Genomic DNA, 22,289 nt, shown 5'->3' with positions numbered 1-22,289 from the left:
GCCCACACAAGAATAATTTCAGATACATGGAAGAAATGCCGGCTACTCGCGAATCGCACTGCGGGCCATGCTGCACCGTGGACTCTTGACCTCCGTGGGTTTCGCTGCACATTCGCCGACAGAAGGCGACAATGGATGTTGCAGCGCACCAGACTTGCGCTGTGTTCAGGACACGAGCGGCAAGAAGATGAAGGGCGTTCGCTCCGATACCCAGTCCCCGTCCCGGCGGGGTCGCAGGCGCATCGTCGCCGACCGCGTGCGCACGCAGGCGGACGATCCCGCGGCCATGGTGATCGAGGCCAACCGGCACGACGAATTGTTTCGTGCCGCCGACGGCAGCCCCGATCCGTCCGTCGTCAAGTCGGCGCATCGCGTGCTCCGCATCTTCGAATATTTTGCCGAGATCGAACGGCCTGCGGCCATGACCGAGATCGCACGCCGGCTGAACTATCCGCCGTCGAGCACCTCGGCGCTGCTGAAAAGCCTCGTCGAACTCGGCTATCTCGACCACGACCGGACGGCACGCAGCTATGTGCCGACGGTCCGCGTCGCCCTGCTCGGCGGCTGGCTCAAGAGCCAGACGCTCCCCGCAGGTACGCTCGATACGATCACGCGCGAGCTGCACGAGGCGACGCGGCTGACCACTTTCGTGGTGGCGCGCAACCAGCTCTACAGCCAATATATCCGCGTGCTGCAGGGCACGACACCAGTGCGCTATTATCTCGAGCCCGGTGCGCGGCGGCTCCTGACCCACTCGACTCCGGGCCGGGTATTTCTCAGCCTGATGAACGACGAGGATGCGCGGCGGATCGTGCAGCGGATCAATGCCAAGGAAGCACCGTCATCCGCCGTCCGCTTCGGCGATATCCAGCATGCGCTGGCGACGATCCGCCGCCAAGGCTTCGCCTATACGCGCGACATGGGAACGCCGGGCCTGAGCGCGATGGCGATGCGGCTGACCGAGGCCGACCAGGCGCCTCCGCTTGTCATCACGGTCGCAGGCCCAAGCTCGATCGTCTCGGCGGAAGGCAGAGCCATCATCGGAAAGATGCGCGAACTGGTCGAGCGGCAGTCGCCCGGCCTGCTGCCGCAGATCGACATCGACGCGCCACCGATCGAGACCTGAGATCGGGCGACGTGTCAGGTCGACGTCAGGACCCGGCGCGGCGGATCGTGATCCGGGTCTCGTCGGTCATGTCCTTGAGCTCCTTGTTCGGCTCGCGATAGAGATGACGCTCGATCTCGACCGTGCGGCCGTCGATGGTCTTGGTGCATTTCTCGTCGACAAATACGCCGCCGACCTCCTGCTTGTCGGCGCCCGGCTGTGCCTTCGAACAGGTCCAGCCGTCCTCGCCATAGCGCGATCTCGCCTGCAGGCCGAGCAGGAAGGCCTTCTTGCGCAGATAGAGCCGCGCCTTCGGATCGGTCTCGATCATCAGCGCCGCGATCCTGGCGTCGTTGTCGATCATGACGGTGAGGATCGCGGGATGGCCGCCGACCATGGTGCCTTCCCGCCCGCTCTCGCGATCGTACTCGAAGCGGATGCCGCGCAGCTGGTCCGGTCCGGCCTGGCAAGCCTGCCATTGCGCCCAGTCGGCCAGTCTGTGGGTCTTCTCGCCGACGCAGGTCAGGTTGATGTAGCCCGCGTCCGGCACGCTGCTGATCGTCATTCCGACGCTGATGTCGCGCAGGTCTCCCGCGGTCGCCATCGCCGGCACCGCTGCCGTGACTGTCACAGCGAAGACCAAGCCACGGATTGCCGATCCTTGCTTGCTCATGGCTTTGCCTTCTCGCTCTGGTCGGACGGCGCGGCGGCGTGGCCGGCCTCCTTGTAGATGTTGCAGACCCGCGAGCCATCGCCGAAAAACGCGATGCATTCTTCGTAGGTCGGCTCGCCCTTGCCCTTGACGCGGGCGAGCACGTAGTCGGCGACGGCCTCGATCTCGTTCGGCCGCAGGAACACATTCGCTTCGGGCGGCATGCGGTCCGCGACGTCCTGCCGGGTCATCTCGTAGCATTTCGTGGTGTCGTAGGAGCCGCGCACGAAGAACGGCATGCCGGTGCCCGGCCGGCCGCACGTCACGGTCTCGATGATCTGCTCGCGGGTCAGCTCGGTCTTGCGCAGCGACAGCGCGTCGCCGCCATAGCCGCCGCCGCCATTGCCGTGCCATTTGTGGCAGCCGACGCAATTGCCGCGCTTGAACACCGCCTTGCCCGCATCGGTCGGATCGCTCGCCGACTGCGCTTGCGCGGTACCGATGAATCCCATCACCAGCGCGCAGCCAAGCCACGCGCCAACCAGCCATGTTTTCTTCATTTGTCTTGTTTCTTGTCTTTCTCGGCCAAATCGACGCGGGAGGCCTCGGTGAGAGGCCTCCCGCGCTGCGACGTCAAAGGGCGAACACGTAGAGCATCGAGCCCGGCTGCATCCGCTTCAGCTCGGGCGTGGCATCGATGAACCACTTGTCCCAGGCACCGCCGAGGCCGACCAGGATCGCGACATACTGCTTGCCGTCCACCGAGAACGTCATCGGAGGCGCATTGACGCCGCCGCCGGTGTTGAACTGCCAGAGCTGCTGCAGCGATTTGGCGTCGTAGGCGATCACCTCGCCGGACGGCTGTCCGGAGAACACGAGGTCGGGCGTCGCCAGGATGCCGCCGAGGTTCGGGAATTCGGTCTCCGCCTTCCCTGCCACCTTGCCGGTGGTAACGTCGATCGCGGTGACGCTGCCGGTGATCTTGACCGGCTGGCTCGGTCCGCCGCCCGTGAAGAACTCACGCTTCTTCAACTTGTCCGGCGTCGTCTCCTCGACCGTGATCCGGTTGCAGCTCTCGATCACCGGGATGTACCAGAGCTTCAGGTTCGGATTGTACGCGGTCGGCGGCCAGTTCTTGCCGCCCATGTTGCCGGGGCAGATGTCCGTCACCTTGTTGGTCCGGCTTGGCGTCACCGCCGCGTTGTAGCGCTGCACGCCCTGCTTCGGATCATACTCCACCGGCTTACCGGATTCGGGGTCGAGACCCTTGGTCCAGGTCACCTTCTTGACGAACGGCAGACCCCAGATGAACTTGCCGCTGTTGCGGTCGATCGCATAGGCAAAGCCGTTGCGGTCGGCCTCGAGCGCGAGCTTCTGCGTCGTGTTGTTCGGACCGGGGACGTCGACCAGCACGTTCTCCGCCACGCTGTCATAGTCGTAGGGATCGTTCGGCGTGTGCTGGTAGTGCCACTTGATCTTGCCGGTGTCGGCATCGAGACCAAGCGAGGAGTCGGTGTAGAGGTTGTCGCCGGGCCGATACTCGTTGTCCCAGTCCGGTCCGGGATTGCCGACGCCCCAGACGATGGTGTTGGTCGAGGGGTCGAAGCTGCCGGTGACCCAGGTCGATCCGCCGCCGCTCGCCTTGGCGTCCTTGTCGTCCTTCCAGGTCTCGTGACCCGCCTCGTCCTTGCCCGGGATCGTGTGGGTGCGCCACACTTCCTTCTGGCTCTTCAGGTCGGTCGCCGCGATCCAGCCGCGAATGCCGTATTCGGCGCCGGCCACACCCGTGATCGCCATGTCCTTGACGATCAGCGGTGCGCCGGTGATCACCTCGCCCTTGTCGGGATCGGCGACCTGGCGCTGCCAGGCGACCTGCCCGGTCTCCTTGTTGGTCGCGATCAGGCGGCCGTCGAGCGTGTGCGAGACGACGAGGTTACCCCACAATGCGACGCCGCGGTTGTCGACGCCGCAGCAGGCGACCGCGCCGGCCCAGTCATGGTCGGTCTTCGGATCCATCTTCCAGAGCAGCACGCCTTTGCCGCCATGCGCATCGATCTTGTAGACCGAACCCCAGCCGTCGGTGACGTACATGAAGCCGTTCTCGACGATCGGCGTCCCCTCCAGGCCGCCATGCGACCAGATTCCGCCGCCCTCGACGCCGCCGAGATGCATGGTCCAGGCGACCTTGAGGTTCTTGACGTTGTCCTTGTTGATATCGGCCAGCGACGAGAAGCGCGTCGCCGAATAGTTCTTGTGGTGGTGCAGCCAGTTGCCTGCTTCCTTGTCAGCATTGAGCAGACGGTCCTGGCCGACATCGTCGGCGAGCGCGAAAGAGCCCGCGAAGGTCGCTGCGGATGCTACTGCCGCGGCGAGCATATGCGACTTTACCCAATTCAACCTTGTCATGAGTTCATTTCCTCCGGATCTAGCATTCTTCATTGATCGAACCGCCCGTCACACACGGGCGATCACGCGAGAAGCCTTGAGTCCCGGCGCATGGCTGTGCACCACCCGCCGTCTTCCTGAGTCACTTGTGTGAGGTCACTTCTGGACCTGTACCTCCGTCTCGATGGTGCCTGCTTTCTGAAAAACGATCGCGCATTTGAAGGTCTCGCCTGGCGTGAGCGTCTGACGCATCTGCAGCAGCATGACGTGATAACCGTCACGCTTCAGCTCGAGCATTGCCTTTGCCGGCACTGGTATATTGGATATCGAGCGCATCGCCGGTGCGCCCTCGCCGCGATCCACAGTATGACGCTCGGAAAAATTCGCAACTGGGCAGCGGACACGAAGCAGCGCATCGGCGCTGTCGGCCTCGTTCTTGATCGTCATCGTCAAGGGAAGGTCCCCGCCCGCTTTGTCGACCGCCGGCACGCGCGCGTCCACAATCTGCAAGGACTCGTTCGCGGCGGCGTTATGCATCACTCCGAACGTGCTGATCAGGCAGAATAATGGCAACGCGATCCATGATCGGCACGCAACGGCGCAATGCAACTCCCGCTCGAACGACATCAAGTTCTCTCCCAACATGATTTTTGCAGCATTGTTTCATGCTTCGTCGTGCGCTGCCAGCAATAGATCGCGAACGCTGCATCAACGCGATTTTGGGCACGCATAGCGGCCATGCTAACTTCCTGCGCATGAGTGCTCTCGATAAACTTCCGCCGGCACAGCGCGACGCAGCACATGCCGCACTGCGTCAGGTGATCGGCACCGCAGCGATCGAGGCCGTCACATCGGTCTCGGGCGGCGCAACGTCGGCGCAATTGTTCCGGATCGATGCAGGCGGCGAGAATTATCTGCTCCGAATCGAAGGAATGCCGAGCCCGCTGCGCAATCCGTTTCAGTATGTGTCGCTCAGGATCGCCGCCGAAGCCGGCATCGCGCCGCGACTCCATTATGTCGACGAGGCCTCGCGCATCGCTGTGATGGATTTTGTGCAGCGGCAGCCGCTCGGCCGCTATCCCGGCGGCCTGCCGGCGCTGGCGAAGGCGCTCGGCGAATTGCTGGCGCGCCTGCAGGCGACGCCGACCTTTCCCGCTTTCGTGCGCTACCCCGACATCGTGGCCCGGCTCTGGGCCCATGTCGGCCGCACCGGCCTGTTCGCGCCCGGCGTGCTTGAGCGCTGCAACGCGCACCTCGCGCGCATCCGCGCGGCCTATGCCTGGGATGAGGCCAACTCGGTGTCGAGCCACAACGACTCGCTCCCCGCCAACATCCTGTTCGACGGCAACAGGCTCTGGATGATCGACTGGGAATCCGCCTATCGCACCGATCCGCTGGTCGATCTTGCGATTGTCGGCGACAGCCTGGCGCGGACGCCGGAGCTGGAAAACATCTTGCACCGTGCCTGGCTCGGCCGCCCGCTCGACGAGGCGCTGCGCGCACGGCTCGCACATGTCCGCGCGCTCACCCGGCTCTACTATGCCGGCGTGCTGCTCAGCGCATCCGCGACGGCGCCGCGCACCACACCCGACACGAGCCTTGCGGCACCGACGCTTGCCGGGCTCGCAGAGGCCACACGCGCCGGCCGGCTCAAGGCCGGCACGCCGGCGGCCAAGCACGTCCTGGGCAAGATGTTCGTCGCCTCGTTCCTGACCGAGGTCGCGACGCCCGGCTTCGATCTTTCGGTCTGACGTTCACCCCGGCGGATTGAACGTCGACGGAAAGAACTGCGGCGCAGCTCACTGCGGCACCGGGTGCAGCCCTGCGAGCTGGTCGAGCGACAATTCGGCTTCGCGATCGCTCAGGGGAAAACGCACGATCACGTCCTGACGCGCCAGCTGGCCCCAAAGCGCGTCCGACGACCATTTCTGCGGCTCGGGTCCGCGCGGACCATCGACCCAGATGAAATACCATTCCGCCATGGAGGCGACCAAAACTCCTCGCCGGAACATTGGTCCTTCACCGGCCAATCCGCAACGCCCGATTTCGGGCGCGGCCGCGGCAGGTGGGGCTATTCGTACGGCGTGCCGTCCTTGTGCAGGAAGCGGCCGTCGGAGCTCGGGCTCATCATGCAAGGTCGATCCTGGGCATGGCGTCTCTCCGGCGGTTGGCGGGCGAACGAGCGATCGGGCCGGCTGTAAACCGTTTCATGCAAGGCGGCAGCAGAAGGTTCCGAGGTCAGCCGCCAAATCGCTTCACCAGTTTTGAACCTTTGGCCGTGCTGATCTGCTGACCGGTCAAATCGCTTCCCACGCTCAATCCCTTCGTCATCAAGTTGCTGCGCAGGGCGGCCTGCTTCTCATCGGCGTAATCTACGTCGACGTGGTCGAGACTCATCAAATGCCCAAGTTCATGAGCCCACGCGCGTCCGTTGGCAAAGTCATTGCCATACCACTGGACAAAGCTTGCCGGCTCGGGATCGCTATGAAGGTACGAGCCGCCACCGGCCGAGAGATTGACTATCGGATTGACGAGATAGATGTGGACCGCATTGTCGGGAGCATGCCGGAAACTGAGAACATCCAGCACGCGCTGGTCATTGTTGCGCGCGCTCTTCGCCATATCGAGCGGTTTATCTTCCACGTAATCATTGATCACGAACACGATCTTGGCCTTCGCCCAGATCTTATTGACCACATCCAGTGCCTTCTTGGCGGCCTCGCCACTCCATTTTTGCGGCTCGGCGACACCTTTCTCGGCAAATGGCGTAATGTAGATTTTCAGCGGAATAGACATGTGCGTCTCCAGAGATTTCGACGACACCTGCGGTGGGCGTCCACACGTCGACGTCCGGATCCCGAGGACGCAGATTTCGATTCTTTCGGGACTCGCACGTCTCAGCTCGAACGGATCGGCGTTGCTTCCAGATAGACGCAGTTCGCGCTCCTATGGAAGAGGCCCGCGGCTGCGACAAACAGCCGAGACGAACGGGCTGAACCTTGTCGACGCCACCGAGACTAACGACGCGGCCGTCACACTCTGACGATCCGGCACGCGCATCGCCTGAGCGGGCGAGTTCAATTCCGAGATCACTATCGAGAGATGGAACCTCGCCTGGCGAAGCCCAGCCGGATGCCAGCACTGCCAGCCATTCCGGCGCCAAAGATAAAAAGCAGCTATTTCAATACCTTACAGATCGACTGACATTTGTTCGGCCGTCCGCCATCGCGCCCTACACGCTTCGGTGTATCCTTGAACAATCTCGCTCCCCCGGACGACAACATCAGGAATGGATTGGACTCAGGTTTGTTCTCTACGGAGGTATGCCGGCGCCCGTAACGCTTGACGCAGTGGAGTTTGCGCGCGGCCACCTTCGATAAAGCTGCCGTTGTTTCGAGCCGATTTTGGACGTTCGCCATGCGCTACACGCTCCTCCGAGTTCTTGTTGTTCTTGCTGCTTCGGTTCTCCTGGCGTCTCAGCCAGCCTGGGCAACGAAGCGAGTGGCTTTGGTGGTCGGCAATTCGAACTATCAAAACGCGCCATTGCTTCCGAATCCTGCCAATGATGCCACCGCTATCGCCGCGACCTTGAAGGGCGCCGGGTTCGATTTGGTGGAGTCTCGGCTGAACCTGACCTCGAGCGACATGCGGCGGGCACTGAGGGATTTCGCCGATCAAGCTCGCGATGCAGACATCGCCATCGTCTACTATGCAGGTCACGGAATCGAGATCGACGGGACGAATTACCTGATCCCGACGGATGCCAGACTTGAACGCGACACCGATATCTATGACGAGGCCTTCTCGCTCGATCGTGTCCTGCTGGCCATCGAGCCCGCCAAGCAGCTCCGCGTCGTGATCGTTGATGCCTGCCGCAACAATCCTTTCGCCGACACCATGAAGCGAACCGTCGCTTCGCGCGCGATCAGCCGCGGGCTCGCCCGGGTAGAACCCGCCGTATCCAATACGCTGATCGCGTTTGCGGCGAAGGCCGGACTGACCGCGCTCGACGGCAACAGCACGAACAGTCCCTACGCGACAGCGCTGGTGAAATATATCGCAAAGCCTGGACTGGACCTGCGCAGGGCTTTCGGCTTCGTCCGCGATGATGTCTTGCAAGCGACCGGCAACCGGCAGGAGCCTTACGTTTACGGCTCACTGGGCGGTGAGGACGTTGCGCTCGTGCCAAAGGCAGAAGAGCCGGCGCCGCCGGCGGTTAACGCCTCGTCGGAGATCCGTCGCGACTACGAATTGGCCCTGCAGGTCGGCAATAAGGCCGCCATGAGCGCGTTCCTCGCCCAGCATCCCGACGGCTATTATGCAAATCTGGCCAAGCTTCAGCTCAACCAGATCGACGCGGAGGACGCGCGCGTTACCGCCACCAGGAAAGCGCAGGAAGCGGAGCAGCAGAAGGCGCGGCTTGCGTCCGAAGGTGCCCAGCGAGCGGAGCAGGAAAAGGCGGCCGCAGAATTCAAGGCCGCGGAGGATGCCCGTATCGCGGCAGAAAGAACAAAGCAGGCGGCGCAGGACCAAGCTGCCGAGGCTGAACGGAAGCGGACCGCATCCCAAACCTCAACGGTCGCCATGCTTTCCGCGAATGGACCTGTGGTCGACAGCGCCAAGCCGGATAATATTGCAACCGCTACCCCATCGCTGAATAGCGAGGGCGCGAAGGTTGCCGCCTTGAACACGGCGCCGCCGCAGGAGGATATTGCCAAATCGGTGCAGAGCGAGTTGAGCCGGGTTGGCTGTTTCACGGGCTCCATCGACGGTGATTGGAACGCGGCCTCGCGTCGCTCCCTGACCCTGTTCAACCGGCACGCCGGAACCAAATTTGACGTCAAGCTTGCAAGCCTCGATGCGCTCGATGCGATCAAGCTGAAACCGGCCCGGGTTTGCCCGCTGATCTGCGAGCATGGCTACAAGGCCGACGGCGATCAGTGCCGCAAGATCACCTGCGCCGAGGGCTCGTTCCTGAACGAGGATAACGAATGCGAGAAGCGGCGCGGTAAAAAGCCGGTGGCAAAGCGTTACATTGATGAGCGCCCGTCGCGCGCCGATCGTCCGGTCCGCGAGAGGCCCGAGCCACAAGCCGACACTCCCCGACGACAGGCGACGGCCAGACCCTCTGGTGGCAGCGGCCAGATCGTGTGTGATGCTTATCTATGCCGCCCGGTCCGTCGCGGGTGTCATCTCGATTACCGTGGCGGCGGAGGTCCCGGCGGCGGTACCGGCAATGTTGAGGTCTGCAACTAGGACGGCATGCACGGCGGCGCGCTCGAGATCGGGCCGCCGTCTCCTCCCCGCAATCGGCAATGCTGGGGGCAAGGGAGCCAAACCGCGGGGCCCTGCACGCAAGACGCCGGACAGCAGCCTCGGCCACAAGAATATTCACCACATGATCGCGCCGGACGGTCTCCTCAACCGCCCGGGTAGCCGGAGCAACGCAGTCGCTGACCTACTTGATGGAGTATGATTTGATGTCGAACGACCAATTGTTCGGCAACAGTCTTCCGCCGCCGCTGTCCGGTATCCGCAGCTGACTGGTCCAATCCGACAGATAGCTCAACGTGTCAGCCGGCCCCTGAAGCTTGCGCTGAACGTCCGGCAAATCGAGCAATTGCACGCGTCGCTCGCTCAGGATCGCAACAATCACGGCGGACCCGGCCGGCGGCGCGACGACATATTCAAATCCACGTTGCTGAGCCGCCGGGGTCGGAACGATGAATTGGACGCCAGGCTTGACAAGATTCATGTCGGGTCCGACCGACTGCGCCAATAGCTCGGCAGTCGGGAAGATCTGGGACATCCGCCCTTCCGCATCAACATCCACCAGCATCAGATAGCCAGGCTTCCTGGCGGTTACGCCGAATGACACCTTGCCGCCAATGTTGACAGTTGGACCCGGCAGGATTTCAAGCGCCACGCCGGCAGCATTTGCCGCGCCGCGCGAGGCCTGTACGCGCCAGAGCAGCGGAGCGTTTGTCGCACCTGCCGATGGAGCGGCCGATGGCGGCGGCGCCGCGAACGCGACGCCGCTTCCCGCCAGCAACAGCACGATCGCGAACCAGGATTGCTTGCGGGAAACCAGTTTCGCTGGCGACATGACCGGCTGTCACAGCTTCGTCAGGGAACGCTGAAAAAGCCGATTGACGCGATCCGCGCGTCCGCCGGCAGGTAGCGCTCCAGACTCTTGATCACCTGCCCCGAGGCACGGCGCCGGTTGAGCTGCATCAGGACGGTCTCCAGATCCACCATCCGCTGCTGCGAGGTCACCGCGACGATCTGCTCGGCGCCGAACGGCTCGCCTACCCGAAGAGGCAGCCGCAGATTTGCTGACCGAGCCATCGCGGCATCAGAACCCACCGGATACAGCATCTGGATGGTTCCATCACCGGACACGTTGAATAGCAGCACCGCCCGCGAACCGACGTCGGACAATTCGACCTCGACGGTCTGTCCGCTGCGCTGCTGTCGATCATCCGGCCAAATACGCATCAGCTGCGGCGACTGCGTCGCCATGCGCTTCAGCTCCCGAATTGCCGCGGTTCGGTTGACCACTGTCGTCAAACCGCCAACGTCAACGCCGTAGGCGACCACGTCGCCCCAGGCGATCACGTCATGGGACACGGGGTCCCAGATCAGGTCGGGATTATCAGTCGGTTGAACGGCCTGCACGCTGGCATCCTGCGGCTTGAGGCTCGTGAAATAGCTCATTTTGCCGTCAAGCGCTGCCAAACGGATCGGCGCGGTGAGGCGGAACGGCGGCAGCGCGGCACTGGGCGCGGCCGGGGCGGTCGCAGCAGCACTGGTTGGAGCGGTTTGCGACTTAGCCGTAACGGCCGTCGGCGCAGGAGATTGTTTCTCGGCGGACGCGACGTTAGCAACCTGGCCGGAGGCAGCTCTCGCGGCCGTCCCCTGGATCAGCACCACGCCGCGCGTCAGTTCGAACGCGACCTCGGTTTCCGGCATCTGTGCCGGCGACGATACGGTCACGATATTCTGGCGCTGGTCGGACAGTTGATAGACCACCTGCCGAACATTGCTGAAAAGCTCTTTCAGGGTCACCTTGCCATCATGATTGATGTCCGCGTTGCCCTCCACGGCGCGCGCAACGGCATAACTCAGGGCGCCGCGCAGGCCATCGATCCCTGGAATCCGCACTTCCGGCGCCTTGGTGTGCCGATCGACCGCGGCGATGAACGCGGTGTGGTCGAGATCGAGTTCGGACTTCGGGTCGTCGCTGCTCGATACCGGCTTCAATTCATCGACCAGTAGCGTGTAGCGCGGCACCTGCCGAAAACTCATCTCCGCCGCACGCGGGTCGATATCGCGCACCATTCCGCCGCCATGGCAGGTATCCGCGACGAAAATCACCCTTGCGCCGCGCAATTCGAACTGCCGGATGAAATGGTTGAATTCGCTTCCCAGAATGCGCTCGACCGACCCGGCGGGCGTGGTCGCGAATTCAGGCAGCAGGAACACGTTCTCCATTCCGTCCGGTTCCGAGCCCTTGATCCGCTCCGGCTCCTGCGTGCCGTGACCTGCGATCGACAGGAAGACGAGATCGTTGCTTTTTGTCCGCTCCACCAGTGAGCTGATCTCGCGCAGCACGCTCGCCCGGTCGGCCTGTGCATTGGTCAGCTCGACCACGTCGCTGACGCCCATGGTCCTCAAGCTGGACACGATGTCGTTGGCGTCGGCGACCGCGCCCTTCAACTTGCGTACATGCTGGTAGTCGTCGATGCCGATGACGAGGGCCCGGAGAGCCGCACCGTCGGGATTGCTTATCGACAGTTCACCCGCCGCATGCGCGCGCTGGAGTGGCAGGCCGATCAACGCAGCGAGCAGGATGGCGGCACACAGCCAACCGGTCCTTCGATCAAAACCCCTGAGCGTTCGCATCGCGATCCACCTCGATATCAAGCAGGTCCGCCCTGGAACCACACCGGTAAGGCAGAGCGGCAGGAATGCCTCCGGACCTCCGAAAACCAGCGCAGCGGTGATCCATGTTCATCTGTAGCCTTGGCAAGACCTCAGGTTCAGCGCCGTTTATTCGCCGTCTTGCGACCTGTCGGCGCCTCGGTCTCCTGATAGGCGTTCGCGGAAACGGTCGTCTGATCATCTGCGAACGCCCGAAAGCGGACCGGAACGTAACCGCGCGAGAGCAGGCTCGCGAGCGGGTAGACGTTGCGGCAGACCCGACCGTTGCAGCCACCCGTCGAGGATTCCATGACCTCAGCCTTGCGATCCGGGGTGAACCGCAGGAACAACATCACGTGGGAACCCGGCTTGTTCAGGGCGTCACCAGGCTTGAGGTCCCAGGGGTTAGTCACCGGTGCGGCGATCGCGGGAATGGCGGCGGTCGTGTAGTGGACGGAAAGTCCCCACGTGGCGCTGACGAATGCCGAGCAGTCGACGCCGGCCACGTCCGGCCGTGGCTCATTACGGGTGCAGACATTGCCCGCCAGCGTCCCGCTGTCGATCCGCTGGCGGAAATTCGCGAGCGAACCGTGGCAGCCCCAGCAATAGGGCACGCCGCGCACCTCCTGGTTTACCTTGCCCTGCAGATACCACGGCCGGCGAATACGACTGAAACCGGAGCATTGGCTGTCGGGATCGCTACCGTAGTTCGCCGGTGTCAGCTTCCACTGGATGCCCTCAAAGGCGAAGGCCGTCTCGATCGCCTGCTGACGATTGGACGGCCGCACGGCGGCGGTCGCATTGAACTTGACATCCGGCCGCGCCGCCGCCGGCGCGGCCGCCGTGCGCGACGGCCTGACGTCAATGACGGATACCTTGCTCAAGGGGCGGAAGCCGACACCAACCACCTCAACGCCATCCGGCTTGGTGCGCAGAAAATAGACGTCGCCATCGCCCGAGACGGTGACGAACCGCCGGGTCACGGGCGTGTTCTCCAGCGGCAGCTCGTAGATGCCCTCAAGGCGTCCGTTCGCGGCATAGCGTGCGACGAAGGTGGAGGCATTCTTGCCCGACGGAGGAATGTCCTCGGCCAGCACGTAGAAGCGGTCGCTGTTGTCGATCTCGAGAAACTCCACGGTGCCGAGCTGGTTGCGGACGCGCAGGCCGAGCTGACCGATGGTCTCGTTGGATACCATGGTCTGGATTTCGACCCGAACGCCGGCATTGCCCTTGTCGGGAATGATATCGGCGATCACCGATCCCTTGCTGCGCGAGGCAATATACTGGCGGTCGGGCTGCCGCGTCGTCCTCACGATGGCCGCGCGCGTATTCTGATCCAGCAAGTCGGTTGGGCTGCTCAGCGCCTGCGAGCCCATCTGTGCGAAGGCCGAAATGGCGACCTGGTCGTCCGTTCCGCGGGATGAGGCTTCCTCGAGCTGGATCACGTCTCCGCCCAAGCCGCGTGTGGACTGTCCTGGTGCCGCCTTCAGCATCCTCACGCCGCCGTCCCAAACCATGATGTCGTCGTTATGGACGACGAGGTCGGTAGGCTGGACATCGCCAGGCATCTTCAGGATGTCGGGAGCAGTGTTCGGTTGCTTGGGGTCGAACTGCAGAATGCGGCCATTGATCTGATCGAGCACAAACAGGTTTCCCTGTCCGTCGGCGCTGAGCGCTTGCGGGCCCGCGAGCTCGACGTCCTGGCTGGCCGCGACGATCCCGACCATGGATGCAGCCGAACCGCCGGCAAAGCTTCGCACGACCGCGTCGTCGGCCCTAGCCCCGGTGGCAGCTATAGCCGCGCCGACGATAGAGAGCCAGATCCAGCTAGATCGACGAAGCATATCCGCCTCAATGTAACCGAACCGAATGCGGCGTCAGTCCGACTAATCCAAGACTGCCTAATCCAAGACTGCGCGAGTGCAGCGTCAATTAGTGGCGAGCAACCCCGATCCCGTTCAACTCTTTCACTGGACGGTGATAGTCCGAACTCCTTCAGCTTGCAGTGCAAAACCATGGCCAAAAACAGATTTGAGCAAGTCAGCGAAATCCAGCCCGACGCGATTACTCTGGTTTTGAGACGCGACATTGCCGGCGCCTCCGGGTCAATCGTGTTGCCGGCCGCCGCAAGCGGGGGACGCCTGAGCAGCGACCAGGTCAGCGCCCATATGCCGGCCCAGGATGCCTTTCGCGGCGCAATCCGTCTCGCCAATGACATGAAGCTCGCGATCGTGGTTTGCGACCCCGATGGCGTCTGGAAACCGGAATGGGGCGACCTTTACCAGGCGATCGATTGACCCACATGGGGCAGACGCTGCGGCGCCGCATGGAGACCGGCATGGCAAATGGAGCGTTAAGCGGGCTGTCGTTGAGGTCGCGAGCCGTGATGATCGTCCTGTTGGCCGCAACCGGCTGGCCTGCGTGGGCGAACGATTCCGCGGCCGAATTGTCCATCGGCGGGCTGCAATTCGTCCGCACCAAGGACGTGGCCATGGCGAGCGAGGAGCTTCATATCGGGCTGGACCGGGTCACCGTTCGCTACCAATTCGTCAACCAAACGAGCAAGCCGGTTGCGCTCACTGTCGCCTTTCCGCTGCCCGACATCGACCTGTCCGAAGCCGAGAACATTGCGCTTCCGTCGAGCGATCCGGTCAACTTCGTCGCGTTCGAGACCAGGATCGACGGCAACCCGGTGCCGCTGGCCATCGACCAGCGCGCCATGGTCGGCAACAAGGATGTCACTGCCCTCCTCCGTCAGTTCAAGCTGCCTTTGCTGCCGCTCGGTGATCGGGAGATCCGCCTCGCCGACCTGCCGGCGACAACCCGCACGAAGCTGATCGATGATGGCCTTCTGATGCCTGCCGGCATGAGCGACAACGGTCGCCAGCAATACACGCCCGGCTGGATAACCAAGACGTCGGCTGTTCGCGAACAAGTGTTCCCAGCGGCGCGTACCGTCACGGTCGAACATCAATATCGCCCGAGCGTCGGCTCCAGCCCTGACACGGTCCTGCGCTCCGGTCTGCGTCACAGCGCGGCGCTAGGTCCGGAGGTCGAGCGATACCGGAGAGACTATTGCGTTACGGATGCGTTCCTTGCCGAATTGGACAAGCGCACAGGTGACAGCCAGGCCAATACCGCAAAGCTGCAGGAGCGGCGTATTTCCTACGTGCTCAAGACGGGTGCGAACTGGGCAGGTCCAATCCGGTCCTTCACGTTGACGATCGATCCGGGCGGCGACGACCGTCTGGTCAGTTTTTGTCCGGGGCGGCTCAAGCCGTCATCTGCCGACAACGCGCGGCAGTTCACGGCGAGCGACTTCAAGCCGGATGCCGACCTGAAGATCCTGATGATCGGCAAATTCTGAACGGCAGCTCAATTGGTGAGCATCACATAGCGTCCAGCCGCGGTGATGGTCACGTTGCCGCGTTGAGCTTCACTCGTCGCCTGCAGGAAGAATGTGTCGGCAGCCATCGGTCGCGGCTGGCGCAATGAATCCAGAACCCGCGGCGCTGCGACGGCCAACAGGAGTTGCGGACCGGTCGTACGCTCCATCGGCAGGGCAAAGGAAAGCGAGTCGACGCCCGGCTTCAGGAGGTAGGACAGGCTGCGCACCTCGCCGCGATCCGAGACCATGAGCAGTTCCACCACCCGGTTGGCAAAATTCTCGACGGTCCCGTTGAGGGTCTCGCCGGCCTTCAGCTCCGTCGCCGACAGGTTGATGCGCGGCGCCCGCGCTTGATCGCCTCCGACCTGACTGAGGAATTTGACGGCCGGACATTGTGCCTGATTCACCTGCCTGACGCCGACCGATGCCTCAAATCCCTGCTCCTTTCGAAACGCCTTGTCGAAGGTATCGAACGGGGCGGTCGAAGCGCCGAAGCCTTCAATGACAGCTGCGCTTGAGCTCACGGCAACAGGCAGGATGAAGAAGCAGTCGCCGCCCGCATATTGGGCAACATATTTGCGGATGCGCTCGGCCCGACCAGGACCGTCGGGAGACGGAGACGGCGTCAGCGTTGGCTGAGACGGCAGCTTCACCGGCTCCTGACGTGCTGGCGGTGGCGGAGCAGGCTCGCTCGGCGGCGTGGATGTCCCGGCGAGTTTCGGAGGCGGCGGCAAAGCCGCCAAGCCCGATGTCTTCCAGACAAGTTTGTAGAAGGTGTACCCGCCGCCCCCCAGCAGAAGCAGCAGCGCCGCGACGCAGGCGCCGAGCCAGATGCGGCGAGAGTTCCGCGTGGTTGATGGCGCCCGCTCCTGCAGCGCAGACGAACCAGCTTGCGACTTCGCCAATGGATCGAAGCCGTAGAGCGGTGCGGCGGACGGCTGAGCCGAACCCGTCGGCGTCCAGTTGGCGACCTCCGCCATGGTCGGGCGCAAGGCCGGGTCCGGCTGCAGCATCCTCTCCAGAAGCGGCCTGATGCGCATGTCCACTGCGCCGAGATCGGGCACGCGCCGACGCTTCTCGACCAGTTGAAACTGGCTCCCGCCCATATCGAGCTTCTGTCCGGTCAGGGCATGGAACAGCACGAGGCCAAAGCTGTAGACGTCGGATTTCGCGGTGACATCGTTGCCGTACAAGCCGACCTGTTCCGGCGACGCGTAATTGTCCTTGCCGGCGAAGCCGGAACCGATGATGGTCTTGTCACCCATCTGCGTCGACCGGGCGATCCCGAAGTCGATGATCTTCGCCCGCCTTACATCGTCGAGCGGCACGATGATGTTGTCGGGGGAGACATCGCGATGGATAATGCCGTGCTCGTGAGCGGCCTGAAGGCCCGATGCGACCCGCCGCATCAACTTGATCAGCGCTTCGAAGGTCAGCGGCCCATCGTCGAGCATGTTCGACAGCGAGCGTCCGTTCACAAACTCCATCGCCAGATACGGGCGCTGCAGTGCGGGCTCGACCGTGAACAGGAAGTAGCGAACGATTGCTTCGTGCGGAAGATTGTGAAGCGCGGCCGCCTCCCGCCGGAACAGCGCAAGCGCCGCCTCGTTGTCGACCATGTCGGGGAGCAGCATCTTGACCGCGACGGGCGATCCGGTCTGGATCTCGCGGCATCGGTAGACCTCCCCCATGCCGCCTGCCCCGATCATCGTCTCGATCTCGTAAATGCCGTTGAGCCGGGTGCCGGCCGGCACACCGCGGTAGGATGACCGAAACGGATCGTTCGCGGTCATGGTCGCGACTCCCGATCAAGCGGCGTTCTCGTAGGCTCTGAGGATCGCGGCACGAGCAATCGCACGATCACGATCGTGACGTTGTCGAGCCCGCCGCGATCAAGTGCGAGCGCGAGCATGTCGTCGCAGGCGGCCTGGGCAAGGCGGGTGGCCGCGTGCTGCTCGATCTCGTCGTCCCGCACGTGCCGGGTCAAGCCGTCACTGCAAATCACGAAGATGTCTTCCGGTTCGGCCGGACCGGTCACCACCTCGAGCTCGGGGTCGGCGACAACGCCGACAGCCCGGGTGATGGCATTGCTCGGCCAGTCCTGGACCTCTTCGCGCGACAGCGCGCCATCGGCGATCAGCTCCTCCAACTCGCTGTGATCGTGCGATACCTGTGTGATGCCGTGGCGGTTGATCAGATACACCCGGCTGTCACCCGCCCAGATACAGGCATAGTGGCCGTCGCGCACCAGCAGGACTGCCGTTGTGGTCCCGACAATGGCACCCTGCCTTGCATGGCTGAGTGCCAGGATCTGCTGGTTGGCGCTGAACAGACGCGCCTCGCATTGCGCCAGCAGGTCCGCCGCGGAGTCCGGCGCGCCGATGGAATCAAGCGCCTCCACCACGATGCGGCTGGCAAGATCGCCCGCCTCGTGACCGCCCATACCGTCAGCGACGGCCCACAAGCCGACGTCAGTCCTTACCAGGCATGCATCCTCGTTCCGCGCCCGCACCCGTCCGGCGTGAGTGACGCTACCGACATCGAACAAGGATGGGACGTGTACCATCGCGCGTCATCCCGTCCCGGATACTTCGCGGCCAACGTCGCCGGTCAGCAGCGCGGAATAGCGAAACGGATCCGGCAATCCGCGGCAACACAGTGCGGTCGGCGAGAACCCTTCGCCCCCGGCGGTCCACCAGAAACTAGCCGCGGCATAGACTTGAGGGTTGGCGCCGCAGAGCGTGCCGAACGACCCGGCAAACCCATCGACCGACGAAATCATTCCCAGCGTCGCGCCACCCAGCGACACCACCGGCGGTCCATCAGTCCGCGGCGTCCCCAGACGTGGAAGCGCGAGACGATCCAGTGCATCGGAGATCTGCTCGAACGTCGCAGCCCGGTCGAGGGTCGAGAGCAGAAACGTCTCCACTTGCCCATACCACTCGTCCTGCGGATCGATCTGCGGCGGCGACAGCGCGGCGTCACCATCCGGCACCGCATGCAGCGTCAACGGATAGTATCGCCCCACACCGTCAAGCGAGGGCATGATCGCCCCTGCAACGGTGGTGCCGCAGATCGCGGAGCCAAGCCAGAATCGCCAAATCGGCGCGGTCAGGAATGCTTCCTGCCAGGCGGCGCCGAGTTGGTGGCGGCTCGCGGAGATGGCTGCCTGCACCCACGGCTCCCAGACTTCGAGGAAGCTGCGCGGCGTCGCGATCGCGATGAAATCACGCTTCGCGCCGATCTTGCCGAATAAGCCGCATCGCATGGTCATATTCCGGTCGGGCAACGAAACTCGCGGAGCACTGACAGGTTTAGCGGATTGCGCAACGATCCGGTCGAAATCTGATAGTTGAGCTCGCGCCCGGCAACAATGAACGTTGCGCTGGCGGATTCCGCCTTGGCGACCAGCGAGCCAGCCTCCAGCATTCGGAACAACGACCAGGGGCCGATGCGCTCGAGCACGGATGGCGAGCCGGTCTCGTTGCTGACCGAAATTGCCGTCCGCGGCGATGGGCCGGGCCAGAGGACCGTCGTCGGTGAATTGCTCTGCGGCGGCGGCGGCGGAGGAGCGGGTTGCGGCGCGCCAAACATGGAGGGAGTTGCGGCTGGTCCTGGTGTGGTTGGGCTCGTGATCGTCGTGCCACCGATCTCCGTCTTGACTGTGATGCCCGGTCCGGCCGCAGCCGGCGGCCGGATCGCAAAGGACACCGCCGGCACACCGCCGCCAGTTTGGAAAAACGCGTCGCGGATATAAGCGGCATTCTGGAACTGCTTTAGCGTATCGGGCGAGAACGACCGGCCGACGGGGCTCTCCTTCCGCCAGACCCATTCGGATCGCGACGTATCCGCATAAGGCGCCAGGAACTGAGTGAAGAACTTGTCCATGACACCGTTCGGGCTGAACAGCTTGGCGAAGTCCGCGAGCGGGACTTCCTGACCGCTGCTGCGTACGAACGGGTAGCGGTTGGTCACCGTCTGCTGACAGACCGGCGTGACCTGATCGCGCAACGACTGCAGGATCTGGCCGGCCGTGGAGGCGGCGATGCTGCCTTCGAACTCCCCGGCCGCCGCCCGCAGCATATCGGAAAACGGTGGCGGCATGCGCGATGCATTGTTGCGCAGCGCTGCAACCTGGGTCTGAAGCCCCGCGGTTGCTTGCGCCGTCAGCTGCGGATTCTCGACCATCAGCGTCAGATTCTGCGCGATGTCGTTCAGGTTTGCGATCGTCGAGTCGATCGGCCGGCGGGTGCTCTCCCCTTCAAGCACTGCATGGTAGGGTTTGAACTGCGACTCGATCGCGGCACCGGGCGTACCATCCTGGGCGTTGTTGAACAGCGCCGGCGCGGTCACCGCGGGCGGCGCGGCCGGCGTGCCGCCGCTCGCCGGCTTCGGGCGTTCCTTGGTCAGCATCGTCTCATCGCGCACCGACTCCAGGATTTGCCGCATCGGCGAAGTCGGCGCCGAAAGCGCCCTCAGCACCTCGTATTTCGGCTTGTCCGCGAGCAATTTCTTCAAACGCAGACTGCCGAGCGCGGTCCGCCATGTCGTCACGAACTCATTGGAGTAGATGCTGAGCAGATCGCCAGCCAGATTGTCATACTGCTGGTCGATTGCCGACTGCTGGCCGGCGTCACCCAAGACCCAGCGCTCCCGCTTCATGCGCTCTGACAATCCGGGCAGTCGAGCGATGAACTTCTGATTGAAGCCGTTGTAGGTGAAGAACTCGGGCACCCGCACATTGTCCAGGGGCTGCCCAGTCGTGGTTTCGAAGACAACTGCCACGTCCGGACCACCTCGGCGGCTGGCGATCCAGTCGCCGACGGTCGATCCACGAGCCTCCGACTTCAGGAACTCGTAGGCGCGTTGCGACACGCTGAGGCGCGCCAATGAATTCTGGGCCTGCTTGATCAGGCGTCCGTCAAGCTCGACCAGCGGCGGCTGCTCGGTTTCGAGGTCGAACATGGCGACGAGATTTTCATCGAGCAGACGCCGTCCCTCCGCGTTGGTCGCGCCAGGATACAGGTTGTCCGCCCAGTCGCGCTGCATCCAGGAACGGATCAGCTCGCGGTCCGGGGATTGCAGGCCGCCGAGCATCAGGTAGACCTTCAGCGCCTCATAGACGAAGGCAGGCTCGTTGATGCGCGCATTGAGCTGCTCTTCCAACCGGTACAGCAAGCGAGGCCGGAACATGCGCTCAAGCGCGGTGTGATAGGCCGCCTTCGCGGGCGACAACAGGCGCGCGTGCTGACTGAGCCCGTAGCGCGCCGACAGTGCTACCGGCTCATTCCGTGAGGCATAGCCGGCCGGGGCGTTCCGCAGCCGATAGAGCAGCGGCAGCACCTTGTCGAGATCGTGATCGGCGATCAGCGTTTGCTTGATCAGCGGCGCCCCGGCGGCCGCATACTCGTTGTCCGCCTGCAAGCTCTGCTCGATCAGGTCGGAGTTGCGCTTGTAGCTGGTCAGCCACGCACCGATCAGTCCGATCGCCACCAAACCTATCACCGACAGCGCCGCGGTCTTGAGGATCAAGGCGCGGCGCACCGCAGCGCGGTCGGTCGAGACCCAGTCGGCCTCGCCGATGATGACCTTCGAAATCAAATCGGCAAGGAAATAGCTCTTGCCGGTTCCGGAGTACGATCCGGCACCGACTTCCTCCGCGCCGAACGTACGCGCCAACGATCCGATCAATTGATCGATCGGCGTACCCTGCTGGGTGCCCGACGTGAAATAGAACCCACGCAGATTGGCATTCACGTGATACCGCGTCGGCTCGAAAATCTGGTTGAGGAAATCGTGGATCTGCGGCTTGAGCCGCGCCATCTGCGCCGGGAAGCCGAACAACTGCACCCGGTGCTGCGGCGTCGGCTCGTCCTGCAGACGGTCGAGCGTTTCTTCGCTCAGGCGTTCCAGCAGGCGATCGAACTCGACCGGGACCTGTCCCACCAGATTCTGGGTCTTGTCGGCGGTCTGGAACGTGGCGCCCCAGACCTGGCGCCGGCCGGCCTCGCCGAGATAGGCGAAGTATTCGGTGAAACCGGCAACGAGATCGGCCTTGGTGAACAGCGCGTAGACCGGGAAGCTCACTTTCAGCCTTTGATGCAGCTCGAGGAGCCGCATCCTGATGGCATCGGCATGAAGCGCGAGTTCCTGCTTCGGCAGCGTCAGCACGTCTTCCAGACTGATTGCGACGAGAACGCCGTTGATCGGCTGGCGCGACCGATTCTTCTTCAGGATGTCCAGGAAGGACAGCCAGCTTTCCTTGTCGGCCTTGCTGTTTGAATCCTGGGTTGTGTAGCGACCGGCGGTGTCGATCAGCACCGCCTCCTCGGTAAACCACCAATCACAGTAGCGAGTGCCGCCGACCCCGGCGATCGCCGCCGGCGTCGCCCCGCGCGCGAGCGGAAACTTGAGCCCCGAATTGACCAGCGCGGTGGTCTTTCCCGCACCTGGCGGACCGATGATGACGTACCAGGGTAGATCGTAGAGATAACCGGACTTGTTGCCGCTCGCAGTCTTGAGTGTTGCGAGCGCATCCTTCATGCGCTCCTTGAGCACCGGCTCGTCGCTGACAGCCTGGTCCGCACCGCTGACGCCCTCGGCGATCTCTTTGGCACTCTTGCGTCGCTTGAAGAAATGAAGGCCGGTGACGCCTGCTGCCGCGGCGCCGAGCAGCAGGATCGCGATCTGGCGAACGATGTGATTTTCCAACGGATGCCAGTCGCCGAAAGCAACGAAGGGACCGGCAAGGTAGATCACTGCTCCAAGCGAGCTGAGCCCGACTCCATAGAGAACGATGCGTAGAATGTCCTTGGCGAGCATATTGATCGGTACCT

At 63.4% G+C, this 22,289-nt stretch carries 18 protein-coding genes; 5 read left to right on the top strand and 13 right to left on the bottom strand.

Annotated elements, in window-relative coordinates; translation table 11 throughout:
* Positions 1–187: 187 nt before the first annotated feature.
* A complete protein-coding gene (locus tag QA635_RS18440) occupies positions 188–1,126 on the top strand; it encodes an IclR family transcriptional regulator (protein WP_283070841.1) in 939 nt (312 codons plus the stop codon).
* Between the two features lie 25 nt (positions 1,127–1,151).
* Here QA635_RS18440 and QA635_RS18435 read toward each other — a convergent pair whose 3' ends face one another.
* The 4 genes from QA635_RS18435 to QA635_RS18420 all read right to left on the bottom strand — a co-directional run bounded on the left by QA635_RS18435 (position 1,152) and on the right by QA635_RS18420 (position 4,769).
* Positions 1,152–1,778 (bottom strand): hypothetical protein, encoded by a 627-nt coding sequence (locus QA635_RS18435; protein ID WP_283070839.1) that lies wholly within the window; start codon positions 1,776–1,778, stop codon positions 1,152–1,154.
* Positions 1,775–2,317, bottom strand: coding sequence for a c-type cytochrome (locus QA635_RS18430; protein WP_283070837.1), 543 nt, complete (start codon positions 2,315–2,317; stop codon positions 1,775–1,777). Before QA635_RS18430 ends, QA635_RS18435 begins: the two co-directional genes overlap by 4 nt.
* Before the next feature lie 73 nt (positions 2,318–2,390).
* Positions 2,391–4,163 (bottom strand): PQQ-dependent dehydrogenase, methanol/ethanol family, encoded by a 1,773-nt coding sequence (locus QA635_RS18425; protein ID WP_129965109.1) that lies wholly within the window; start codon positions 4,161–4,163, stop codon positions 2,391–2,393.
* A gap of 135 nt (positions 4,164–4,298) precedes the next feature.
* Positions 4,299–4,769 carry a copper chaperone PCu(A)C gene (locus QA635_RS18420; RefSeq protein ID WP_341850430.1) on the bottom strand — a complete coding sequence of 157 codons (471 nt, stop codon included), beginning with the start codon at positions 4,767–4,769 and terminating at the stop codon, positions 4,299–4,301.
* A gap of 128 nt (positions 4,770–4,897) precedes the next feature.
* Between QA635_RS18420 and QA635_RS18415 the strand changes: the two genes are divergently transcribed.
* Positions 4,898–5,893, top strand: coding sequence for a phosphotransferase (locus tag QA635_RS18415; RefSeq protein WP_283070833.1), 996 nt, complete (start codon positions 4,898–4,900; stop codon positions 5,891–5,893).
* A 48-nt stretch (positions 5,894–5,941) separates the two neighbouring features.
* Here QA635_RS18415 and QA635_RS18410 read toward each other — a convergent pair whose 3' ends face one another.
* Positions 5,942–6,124, bottom strand: coding sequence for a hypothetical protein (locus QA635_RS18410; protein ID WP_283070831.1), 183 nt, complete (start codon positions 6,122–6,124; stop codon positions 5,942–5,944).
* Positions 6,125–6,380: 256 nt separating this feature from the next.
* Entirely contained in the window at positions 6,381–6,938 is a 558-nt protein-coding gene (locus QA635_RS18405) for a zinc metalloprotease (RefSeq protein WP_283070829.1), read from the bottom strand.
* Positions 6,939–7,559: 621 nt separating this feature from the next.
* Here QA635_RS18405 and QA635_RS18400 point away from each other — a divergent pair.
* Complete coding sequence (locus QA635_RS18400; RefSeq protein ID WP_283070827.1) at positions 7,560–9,398, top strand: caspase family protein; 1,839 nt, start codon at positions 7,560–7,562, stop codon at positions 9,396–9,398.
* A 202-nt stretch (positions 9,399–9,600) separates the two neighbouring features.
* Here QA635_RS18400 and QA635_RS18395 read toward each other — a convergent pair whose 3' ends face one another.
* The 3 genes from QA635_RS18395 to QA635_RS18385 form a co-directional block, all read right to left on the bottom strand.
* Positions 9,601–10,200, bottom strand: a complete 600-nt coding sequence (locus tag QA635_RS18395) for a DUF4384 domain-containing protein (RefSeq protein WP_283070826.1) — start codon at positions 10,198–10,200, stop codon at positions 9,601–9,603.
* Between the two features lie 68 nt (positions 10,201–10,268).
* A complete protein-coding gene (locus QA635_RS18390; RefSeq protein ID WP_283070825.1) occupies positions 10,269–12,047 on the bottom strand; it encodes a caspase family protein in 1,779 nt (592 codons plus the stop codon).
* Positions 12,048–12,184: 137 nt separating this feature from the next.
* Entirely contained in the window at positions 12,185–13,909 is a 1,725-nt protein-coding gene (locus tag QA635_RS18385) for an NHL repeat-containing protein (protein WP_283070824.1), read from the bottom strand.
* Between the two features lie 156 nt (positions 13,910–14,065).
* Between QA635_RS18385 and QA635_RS18380 the strand changes: the two genes are divergently transcribed.
* Together QA635_RS18380 and QA635_RS18375 are read left to right on the top strand one after the other, a co-directional pair.
* Complete coding sequence (locus QA635_RS18380; protein WP_283070822.1) at positions 14,066–14,362, top strand: hypothetical protein; 297 nt, start codon at positions 14,066–14,068, stop codon at positions 14,360–14,362.
* Positions 14,363–14,451: 89 nt separating this feature from the next.
* Positions 14,452–15,432 carry a DUF4424 domain-containing protein gene (locus tag QA635_RS18375; RefSeq protein WP_341850441.1) on the top strand — a complete coding sequence of 327 codons (981 nt, stop codon included), beginning with the start codon at positions 14,452–14,454 and terminating at the stop codon, positions 15,430–15,432.
* A gap of 8 nt (positions 15,433–15,440) precedes the next feature.
* Here QA635_RS18375 and QA635_RS18370 read toward each other — a convergent pair whose 3' ends face one another.
* Genes QA635_RS18370 through tssM form a run of 4 tightly spaced genes read right to left on the bottom strand, consistent with a single transcriptional unit; the run spans position 15,441 to position 22,275 of the window.
* On the bottom strand, positions 15,441–17,246 hold the full coding sequence (locus QA635_RS18370) for a serine/threonine-protein kinase (protein WP_283070820.1): 1,806 nt from the start codon (positions 17,244–17,246) through the stop codon (positions 15,441–15,443).
* Entirely contained in the window at positions 17,243–18,019 is a 777-nt protein-coding gene (locus QA635_RS18365; RefSeq protein WP_341850429.1) for a PP2C family protein-serine/threonine phosphatase, read from the bottom strand. The genes QA635_RS18370 and QA635_RS18365 overlap by 4 nt, the downstream gene beginning before the upstream one ends.
* Positions 18,020–18,025: 6 nt before the next feature.
* The gene (tagF, locus tag QA635_RS18360) at positions 18,026–18,727 is read right to left on the bottom strand and encodes a type VI secretion system-associated protein TagF (RefSeq protein ID WP_341850440.1); all 702 of its coding nucleotides are present in this window, start codon (positions 18,725–18,727) and stop codon (positions 18,026–18,028) included.
* A complete protein-coding gene (tssM, locus tag QA635_RS18355; protein WP_283070815.1) occupies positions 18,724–22,275 on the bottom strand; it encodes a type VI secretion system membrane subunit TssM in 3,552 nt (1,183 codons plus the stop codon). Before tssM ends, tagF begins: the two co-directional genes overlap by 4 nt.
* Positions 22,276–22,289 lie beyond the last annotated feature (14 nt).

Origin of the sequence: Bradyrhizobium brasilense, assembly GCF_029714345.1 — a bacterium.
In the GTDB taxonomy this organism is placed as follows: domain Bacteria; phylum Pseudomonadota; class Alphaproteobacteria; order Rhizobiales; family Xanthobacteraceae; genus Bradyrhizobium; species Bradyrhizobium australafricanum.
Note: the sequence above shows the minus strand (reverse complement) of the source record. Positions and strands in the feature narration are given on the sequence as shown.